We start from the raw sequence: 9,683 nt of genomic DNA, 5'->3' as shown, positions 1-9,683 counted from the left end.
ACCCCGGAGCGGGCTCCGGGGTTCGCGCCCCCACGACCCGGTGGGGTACCGGGCGGCGGGGGCGGGCCCGGCCGCGGAGGGCCGCGTCAGGACTTCCGCGCCGACAGCCACTCGTGCATCACGGTGAGCAGGTGGTCGGTCTCCACCGGCTTGGTGATGTGGTCGGTGGCACCGGCCTCCAGGGACTTCTCCCGGTCGCCCTTCATCGCCTTGGCGGTCAGCGCGATGATCGGCAGCCCGGCGAACTGCGGCATCCGGCGGATCGCCTCGGTCGTCGCGTAGCCGTCCATCTCCGGCATCATGATGTCCATCAGGACCAGCGCGACGTTCTCGTGCTGCTCCAGCATCTCGATGCCCTCACGGCCGTTCTCGGCGTACAGCACGGTCAGCCCGTGCTGCTCCAGGACACTGGTGAGCGCGAAGACGTTGCGGACGTCGTCGTCCACGATCAGCACCTGCTGACCGTCGAAGCGGGTGTCCACCCGGGACGGCTGGTGGGCCGCCGGGCCGCCGGACGGCAGCCGGCCCTCGATCGGTGCCTCCAGGGCCGCACGACGGCGCTCCACGGCGCCGCGGCGGCGCTCCTCCGCGAGTTCGCGGACCTCCTGGGCCCAGTGGTCCGCCGGGTTCTCGCCGACCGGGACGGGCGTGCCCGCCGGGGTGACGCCGACCGCGGCGCGGATCGTCGGGGCGTTCGGCGCGGACGGCGGCGCGACCTCCCCGCCGTCGGTGCGCAGCGGCAGGTAGAGGGTGAACGTCGAGCCCGCGCCCAGCTCGCTCTCGGCGTGGATCTCGCCGCCGAGCAGCCGGGCGATCTCCCGGCTGATCGAGAGCCCGAGACCGGTGCCGCCGTACTTGCGGCTGGTGGTGCCGTCGGCCTGCTTGAACGCCTCGAAGATCTCCCGCAGCTTGTTCTCCGGGATGCCGATGCCCGTGTCGGAGACCGAGAAGGCGATCAGCGGGTCGTCCGGGCCCTTGATCGCGCCGGCCTCCAGCAGCCGCTCGCGAACGTGCTGCGGGACGTCGGGGCCGGCCGGGCTGATCGAGAAGTCCACCGCGCCGGAGTCGGTGAACTTGACGGCGTTGGAGATCAGGTTCCGCAGCACCTGCTGGAGCCGCTGCTCGTCGGTGTGCAGGGTGACCGGCAGCGCCGAGGAGACCCGGACGGCGAAGTCCAGGTTCTTGTCCAGCGCGACCGGCTGGAAGGTGGCCTCCACGTAGTCGACCAGCTGCACCAGGGCGATCCGGGACGGGCGGACGTCCATCTTGCCCGCCTCGACCTTGGAGAGGTCCAGGATGTCGTTGATCAGCTGGAGCAGGTCCGACCCGGCGCCGTGGATGGTGTCGGCGAATTCGACCTGCTTGGGCGAGAGGTTGCCCTCGTTGTTGTCGGAGAGCAGCTTGGCCAGGATCAGCAGCGAGTTGAGCGGGGTCCGCAGCTCGTGCGACATGTTGGCGAGGAACTCGCTCTTGTAGCGGGAGGCCAGGGCGAGTTGCTCGGCGCGCTCCTCCAGGACCTGCCGGGCCTCTTCGATCTCGCTGTTCTTGATCTCGATGTCGCGGTTCTGCTGGGCGAGTTGCTCGGCCTTCTCCTGCAACTCCTCGTTGGTCCGCTCCAGTTCCTCCTGGCGCGCCTCCAACTCGGCTGATCGCATCGAGAGTTCGGCGGTGAGCCGCTGGGACTCCAGCAGCAGGCCCTCGGTCTTGGTGTTGACGCTGATGGTGTTGACCGTGACGCCGATCAGATCGGCGATCTGGTTGAGGAAGTCCAGCGCGACGGTGGTGAAGGAGCTGAAGGTGGCCAGCTCGATCACGCCCAGCAGGCGGCCCTCGAACAGCACCGGCAGCACCACGATGTGGGCCGGCGAGGCCTCCCCGAGGCCCGAGGCGATCTTCAGGTACCCGGGCGGGGCCTCCTTGAGGATGATCGAGCGCTTCTCCACCGCCGCCTGGCCGATCAGCGACTCGCCGGGCCGGAAGGTCGTCGGCATCGCCCGCCGCTGGTAGCCGTAGCTGCCGATCAGCCGCAGCACGGTGTCGTTCTCGTCGTCGTCCTCGGTGATCAGCTCGGCGGTCCGGCCGGCCGGCTGGGCCAGGAAGAACGCGCCGTGCTGGGCCGAGACCACCGGGGTCAGCTCGGTCATGATCAGCGAGGCGACCGCCTCCAGGTCCCGACGGCCCTGCAGCAGGCCGGAGATCCGGGCCAGGTTGGTCTTCAGCCAGTCCTGTTCCTGGTTGGTGCGCGTGGTCTCGCGCAGGTTGGCGATCATCTGGTTGATGTTGTCCTTGAGCTCGTCGAGCTCACCGGACGCGTCCACGTCGATCCGCAGCGAGAGGTCGCCCCTGGTCACCGCGGTGGCGACCTGGGCGATCGCGCGCACCTGCCGGGTCAGGTTGTTGGCCAGCTCGTTCACCGACTCGGTGAGGTCCTGCCAGGTGCCGTCCACGCCGGGGACGCGGGCCTGCCCGCCGAGCCGCCCGTCGGTGCCCACCTCGCGGGCCACCCGGGTCACCTCGTCGGCGAACGCCGAGAGCTGGTCGACCATGGTGTTGATGCTGGTCTTGAGCTGCAGGATCTCGCCGCGCGCATCGACGTCGATCTTCTGCGAGAGGTCCCCGCGGGCCACCGCCGTGATCACCAGGGCGATGTTGCGGACCTGCCCGGTGAGGTTGTTGGCCATCAGGTTGACGTTGTCGGTCAGGTCCTTCCAGATCCCGGCCACGCCCGGCACCCCGGCCTGGCCGCCCAGGATGCCGTCGGTGCCGACCTCGCGGGCCACCCGGGTCACCTCCACCGCGAAGGCGGAGAGCTGGTCGACCATCGTGTTCAGGGTGCCGGCCAGCGCGGCGACCTCGCCCTGCGCCTCGATGTCGATCTTCTTGGAGAGGTCACCGCGGGCCACCGCGGTGGCGACCTCGGCGATGTTGCGCACCTGGCTGGTCAGATTGGACGCCATGAAGTTGACGTTGTCCGTCAGGTCCTTCCAGATGCCCGACACCCCGCGGACCCGGGCCTGGCCGCCCAGGATCCCCTCGGTACCCACCTCGCGGGCCACCCGGGTCACCTCGTCGGCGAACGCCGAGAGCTGGTCGACCATCGTGTTGACGGTGGTGACCAGCTCCAGGATCTCGCCGCGGGCGTCGACGGTGATCTTCTTGGAGACGTCGCCGCGCGCGACCGCCGTGGTGACCTCCGCGATGTTGCGGACCTGGCTGGTCAGGTTGTTGGCCATCAGGTTGACGCTGTTGGTCAGGTCCTTCCAGGTGCCGGAGACCCCCGGCACGCTCGCCTGACCGCCGAGGATGCCCTCGGTACCGACGTCCCGGGCGACTCTGGTCACCTCGTCGGCGAAGGCGCCCAGCTGGTCCACCATCGTGTTGATGGTGTTCTTCAGCTCCAGGATCTCGCCCCGCGCGTCCACCTGGATCTTCTGCGACAGGTCGCCCTTGGCCACCGCCGTCGTCACCTGCGCGATGTTGCGCACCTGATCGGTGAGGTTGTTCGCCATGAAGTTGACGTTGTCGGTGAGGTCCCGCCAGACCCCGGCGGCGCCCGGGACCTGCGCCTGACCGCCCAGGCGGCCCTCGGTACCGACCTGGCGGGCCACCCGGGTCACCTGCTCGGCGAAGCCGGAGAGCTGGTCCACCATCGTGTTGATGGTGTTCTTCAGCTCCAGGATCTCGCCCCGCGCGTCCACCTCGATCTTCTGCGAGAGGTCCCCGCGCGCGACCGCCGTCGTCACCTGCGCGATGTTGCGCACCTGGCCGGTCAGGTTGTCGGCCATGAAGTTCACCGAGTCGGTGAGGTCCCGCCACACCCCCGCGACGCCCGGGACCTGCGCCTGACCGCCCAGGCGGCCCTCCGTGCCCACGTCCCGGGCCACCCTGGTGACCTGCGCCGCGAAGCCGTTCAGCTGGTCCACCATGGTGTTCACGGTGTTCTTCAGCTCAAGCATCTCGCCGGCCACCTCGACCGTGACCTTGCGCGAGAGGTCGCCCTTGGCCACCGCCGTGGTCACCTGGGCGATGTTGCGCACCTGCGCGGTCAGCCGGCCGGCCATCGTGTTGACCGAGTCCGCGAGGTCCTTCCAACTGCCCGAGACGCTGCGCACCTTGGCCTGGCCGCCCAGCTTGCCCTCGGTGCCGACCTCGATGGCCACCCGGGTCACCTCGTCGGTGAACTCCGACAGCTGGTCCACCAGACCGTTGACCGTCCGGCCGATCTTCAGGTACTCGCCGCGCAGCGGGTGGCTCACCCCGTTGCTGTGCAGCGAGCGCAGCTCCATCTTCTGGTCCAGGTCGCCCTCGGCGATCGAGGCCAGCACCCGGCCCACCTCGGCCATCGGCCGGGCCAGGTCGTCGATCAGCGCGTTGCAGTTGTCGACGGCCGCCATCCAGGCGCCCTCGCCCGCACCCGTCTCCAGCCGCTCGTTCAGCCGGCCCTCACGGCCCACCGCGCGCCGGACCCTGGCCAGCTCACCGGTCAGGTGCTGGTTCCGCTCGGCGACCTCGTTGAACACGGCGGCGATCTCGGCCAGCGGACCGTCGCCGGGCACGGTCAGCCGCCGCCGGAAGTTGCCGTCGCGCATCGCGGTCAGCGCGGCCAGCAGCTTGCGCAGCTCCGCCGGCTCGGCTCCGCGGCTGTGGTTCGCTCGCCGGCCGGCCGCGCTCCGCGGCGCGGCCCCGGGCCGCACACCGCGCTGGGCAGGCGGCGTCGTACCGGTTGCGTCCTTGGTGGCCGAACTCAACGGGCCCCTCCCAGATCGTGAACTGTCCGGTGATCCCCCGTGCCCCGTTTTCGGGGCGCGAAGCCACACCGGTCGGCGCTACAGCGTCCCGGTGACCTCGCGGACCACCGGAACCCGCATCGACCGTACTGCTCCCACGGGCGTCACGGACCCCCCAGTCTGGCAGCACCGGCGCCGGGTATACGGCCGGTTGCGCTCGGTTGGTACCGCCCCGACCGAAACAGGTGGGCAGAATCACCCTCAGGTGCCTGTTTCGGCGCCCCGCCCCCACGGGGAACCAACCGGAAAGTAGGGTGGGGCGCTGCACCGGGCCACGACCCGCCCCAGCGCCGCCGCTCACCCCGCCGGCGCCCACGGGGAGGTCGCCGCCGCACCCGGGCAGCCGGGCCAGAGCAGAGGAGAAGTGGCAACGTGGTCACCGCGCGCGCAGCCGCCACCTTCGAACCGGTCGGCCGGTCGGCCTCGGCCGCCCGCTCGTTCGTCCGGGACGCGCTGCTGGGCTGGGGCCTGCCCGAGATCGTCGACGACGCCGTGGTCCTGGTCAGCGAACTCGTCACCAACGCCGTGGTGCACGCCGGCACCGCCGCCGAGGTCTGCTGCCTGCGCGAGGAGGAGACCGTCCGGATCGAGGTCACCGACCACCACCCCGAGCGCGGCCTGCCGTCCTTCGCCGACGTCCCCGTCACCGCCTCCGAGCGCTACGCCGACCCCGACGGCGAAGGCGGCCGCGGCCTGCTGATGTGCTCCGCCCTCGCCGAACGCTGGGGCGTCGAGTACTCCGCCGGCCGCAAGACCGTCTGGTTCCGGCTCGCCCTGCCCGCCCACGTCACCGGCACCCGCTACGCCGTCCCCGCCACCCCGGGCAGCGAACTGCCCAGCAGCGCCGGACCGGTCCACGTCGCCGTCGTCCAGCTCGACGACGACGGCCGCGTGCTCGCCTGGAACCCGGACGCCGAGGCGCTCTTCCAGCACCCCGCCGACACCGTGCTCGGCCGCCCCTGGGCCGACCTCGCCGTCTGGCCGCAGGGCCCCGGCACCGGGCTCGGGCTGGCCGCGACGCTGCGGCTGGCCCGCTGGGAGGGCAGCTACGGCCTGCGCCACGCCGACGGCCGGACCGTCGAGGTCTACGGCCTGCAGGTCCGCATCCGCGACGCCGTGGGCGTCCCGTCCACGCTCTGCCTGCTCGTCCTCGAACCCGACCGCGCGGTGCTCCGCTCGCCCGCCCGGGCGCTGCCCGGCGACAAGCCCGACCCGACCGGCTCCCGGCTGGACCTGCTCGCCGGTCCCACCGCCACCGACGACCTGGACACCCTGCTCCAGCGCACCGTCGAACGTGCCCGCGACCTGCTCGACGGCGACGCCGCCTACCTGCTGCTCACCACCGACGACGAGACCGAGTTCGAGGTCCGGGCCGCCACCGGCCTCACCTCCGGCCACCGCCGCCACACCCGCTTCCCGGTCGGCACCGGCAACCGCTACGACTCCGCCCGCCTGCCGTCCGTCCACGAGGACCTCGCCACCCGGCCGACCGGTCTGCCGGTGCTCAGCGACAGCGGCATGCGCTCGCTGCTCACCGTCCCGCTCAAGGTCGAGGGCCGGCTGATCGGCTCGCTGGGCATCGCCGCCGCCGCGCCCGGCCGCTACGACAACGAGGACGCGCTGCGCCTGCAGTTCGCCGCCGACCGGGTCGCCCTGGCCATCGAGAGCACCCGGCTGACCGAGCTCGAACGGCTGCGCCGCGGCTCGCTCTCCTTCCTGGTCGAGGCCTCCGACCTGCTGGCCGGCACGCTGGAGCACGAGCAGACGCTCGCCCTGATGGCGCAGATGGCCGTCCCCACCCTCGCCTCCTGGTGCGCCGTGTACACCAACGGCGACCACGGCGCCCCGGCCTCCCTCGCCTTCGTGCTGCACGAGGACGAGGACCGCATCGACCCGCTGCGCGCCCTGCTCGACAAGACGCCCGCCCCGGACTCCGGACCCACTCACGGCGCCCGCTTCTGGGCGGCGCCGGCCGAGACCGCGCGGACCGGCGGGCTTTCCGCGAACCCCGAGCTCTCCGGCCTGCTCGGTGAGACGGTGGTCCTGCCGCTGGCCGCCCGCAACCGGGTCATCGGCCTGCTCGCGCTCGGCGTCCCGGCCGGCGTCCGGTTCCGCCAGGAGATCCTGGAACTCGCCGAGGACCTCTCCCGGCGGGCCGCCCTCGCGCTCGACAACTCCCGCCTCTACTCCGAGCGCACCGCCACCAGCCAGGCGCTGCAGCGCAGTCTGCTCCCCCCGGACCTGCCCGAGATCCCGGGCGTCGAGGTGGACGTGTACTACCAGGCCGCCGGCGAGGGCAACGAGGTCGGCGGCGACTTCTACGACCTCTTCACCATCCGCGAGGGCACCTACGGCTTCGCCATCGGCGACGTCTGCGGCACCGGTCCCGAGGCCGCCTCCGTCACCGGCCTGGCCCGGCACTCGCTGCGGCTGCTCGCCCGCGAGGGACTGGACGCCCCGCAGGTCCTCAGCAGGCTTAACGCGGCCATCCTGGACGAGGGTTCGCGCAGCCGCTTCCTCACCCTGCTCTACGGCGAGCTCACGCCCCGACCGGACGGCAGCACCGAGCTGTCGATGGTCTGCGCCGGCCACCCGCTGCCGCTGCGGCTGCGCACCGACGGCCAGGTCGACCGGGCCGCCACCCCGCAGCCGCTGCTCGGCGTGATGGAGGAACTCGACCTGACCGCAGAGCACTTGGTGCTCTCCCCCGGCGAGGTCCTGCTCTGCGTCACCGACGGCGTGACCGAACGCCGCGAGGGGTCGCGGATGCTGGGCGACGACGGCCTGGCCGAGGTGCTCACCGGCTGTACCGGGCTGACGGCCGGTGCCGTCGCCCTGCGCGTACAGCGGGCGGTCGAACGCTTCGCGCCGGAGCCGCCGTCCGACGACATGGCGATCCTCACCCTGCGCGTCCCCACCCAGCGCCCGGGCTGACCGAGTCTGCTCACCCGGGGTCCAACCATGAGCGTTCCACAGCTGACGACGCCACAAATTGTGTGATTCACAAGGGTACAAGCTGGTCCGGCCGGGTACACCGATCTCACCGGGGAATCCCCCGGCGGGGACACGACCAGCAGTTCTTCCCGCTGGCCCATCATTCTGACCGCAGCCGTCGCACCCTCCTGTGGTGCGCCCTCGGCGCGGTCGCGCGCATCCACCTCATCGAACATCCTCCTGCGGTTCACAGCGCCCTGCGCGCGCCCAGAGTGAAAGGAGCCTCCGGTGAGCAACGAAGCTACCGGGGCACTGAACGCCCGCTCCACCGGAGCCGACGCGGGGAACCTCGGTTACCTCGCCCTCGGCCTGACCCTCCTCGCCTACGGCCTCCTCTCCACTGGCATCTTCAGTGGCACCGGGGTCGGGGACTCCGCCCGTCTCGCCCACCTCCTCGGCGGCCTCACCCTGTTCATCGCCGGCCTCTGGCAGCTCCGGGCCGGCGAGGGCTTCACCGGCACGGCCTTCACCAGCCTGGGCGCCTTCTGGGCCACCTGGTCGGCCGCCGGCGGGGCCGGCAAGAACGCGGCAGGCCTGTTCCTGCTGCTCTGGGCCCTGCTCGCGCTCACCCTCGCTGCCGCGAGCTGGAAGGCAGGCTGGTTCAGCCGCGCGGTGTACGGCCTGCTGACCGTCTCCCTGGCGCTCTCCGCCATCGCGACCTTCGCCACCTCCGGCGGGCTCGCCAAGTTCGCCGGCTGGGTCGCCGCGGCCTCCGGGCTGGTCGCCTGGTACTGGGCCACCGCAGCCATGACCAACAGCGCGTGGGGCCGGGTGGCACTGCCGGTCAAGTAGCACCCGACGCGCGAACGCCGGTGGGCCGGACCTCCACGGAAGGGAGGTCCGGCCCACCGGCCCGTGGTGCTCGCACCCGCGTCAGCTCCCGGTGGTGACGTGCTCCCCGGTCTGGGCTCCGGCCACCGCGGCGTCCGGACCGGACGACGCCCGGCGGGCGCGCCGACGGCCGCAGGCCGCCTGGACCGCGTACGCGAAGAGCAGGATCACCACGGCCACCAGGCCGTCCGCCCAGAAGTGGTTGGCCGTGACCACCACCACCGCGACGGTCAGCACCGGGTGCAGGACCACCAGCCAGCGCAGCGGGCTCGACGACACCCTGATCACCGCGACCGCCGCCAGCACGCACCAGGCCACGTGCACCGACGGCATCGCCGACAGCTGGGCGACCTTGACCATCCCGCCGACCGCGCCGCCGTACACCGACTGCCCGTACTCCGCCGCGACGTCGACGAACCCCTCCTGCGGCAGCATCCGGGGCGGCGCCACCGGGATGAACTGCACCGCCAGGCAGATCGCCGTCGTGATCACGACCGTGTTCCGCACCCACGGGTAGCGCGCCCGGTGCCGCACGAAGACCCAGAGCAGCACCGCGATCATCACGGTGAAGTGCATCGACGCGTAGTAGTAGTTCGCCGCCTTCACCACGGCCGGACACGAGGTCACGGCCGCCTGCCAGGAGGCCTCGTCCGGCAGGCCGATCGCCAGCTCCGTCCGGTGGATCCAGCTCGCCCGGTCCAGCGCGTGCTCGGCGCTCATCAGCGAGAGATGCCCCACCAGCTGCCAGAGCGCGAACAGCGCCAGCAAGGTGCCGGCCTCCCGCAGCAGCGCCGACAGCGGTGCGCGCCGCACCCGGGCGGCCGCGTACGCGCCTCCGTAGAGAGCGACCGCGGCACCCCCGGCGGACTGCCAGGTAAGAGTCAGGTTCTGCAACGGTTCGCGCCTCTCCACCGAGCGGGTTGTGCTGGGGAGACGTTAACGCAAAAAGACCCCCTCCCGAACGGGAGGGGGTCTTTTTGGAATGATTGTTCGGCGGCGTCCTACTCTCCCACAGGGTCCCCCCTGCAGTACCATCGGCGCTGTGAGGCTTAGCTTCCGGGTTCGGAATGT

General features: G+C 71.8%; 4 protein-coding genes and 1 rRNA gene. 2 read left to right on the top strand and 3 right to left on the bottom strand.

Features of this window, described 5'->3' with window-relative positions:
* Positions 1 to 86: 86 nt before the first annotated feature.
* Positions 87 to 4,589, bottom strand: a complete 4,503-nt coding sequence (locus tag ACFWA9_RS36070) for a HAMP domain-containing protein (protein WP_380393232.1) — start codon at positions 4,587 to 4,589, stop codon at positions 87 to 89.
* 570 nt (positions 4,590 to 5,159) lie between these two features.
* On the opposite strand from ACFWA9_RS36070, the gene ACFWA9_RS36065 reads away from it, so the two are divergent.
* Entirely contained in the window at positions 5,160 to 7,721 is a 2,562-nt protein-coding gene (locus ACFWA9_RS36065; RefSeq protein ID WP_380393229.1) for a SpoIIE family protein phosphatase, read from the top strand.
* A gap of 288 nt (positions 7,722 to 8,009) precedes the next feature.
* A complete protein-coding gene (locus tag ACFWA9_RS36060) occupies positions 8,010 to 8,573 on the top strand; it encodes an acetate uptake transporter (RefSeq protein WP_380393226.1) in 564 nt (187 codons plus the stop codon).
* A gap of 81 nt (positions 8,574 to 8,654) precedes the next feature.
* On the opposite strand, the gene ACFWA9_RS36055 is transcribed toward ACFWA9_RS36060, so the two are convergent.
* Together ACFWA9_RS36055 and rrf are read right to left on the bottom strand one after the other, a co-directional pair.
* Entirely contained in the window at positions 8,655 to 9,524 is an 870-nt protein-coding gene (locus ACFWA9_RS36055; RefSeq protein ID WP_380393223.1) for a phosphatase PAP2 family protein, read from the bottom strand.
* A gap of 76 nt (positions 9,525 to 9,600) precedes the next feature.
* Positions 9,601 to 9,683 (bottom strand): 5S ribosomal RNA (rrf, locus tag ACFWA9_RS36050); the annotation flags it as partial.

The organism is Kitasatospora sp. NPDC059973 (assembly GCF_042737525.1).
Classification (GTDB): domain Bacteria; phylum Actinomycetota; class Actinomycetes; order Streptomycetales; family Streptomycetaceae; genus Kitasatospora.
Note: the sequence above shows the minus strand (reverse complement) of the source record. Positions and strands in the feature narration are given on the sequence as shown.

What these genes read in the sequence shown, in the direction of transcription:
- ACFWA9_RS36070 (WP_380393232.1), bottom strand. Translation starts at nt 4,589, where the DNA reads ATGCGCGACGGCAACTTCCGGCGGCGGCTGACCGTGCCCGGCGACGGT.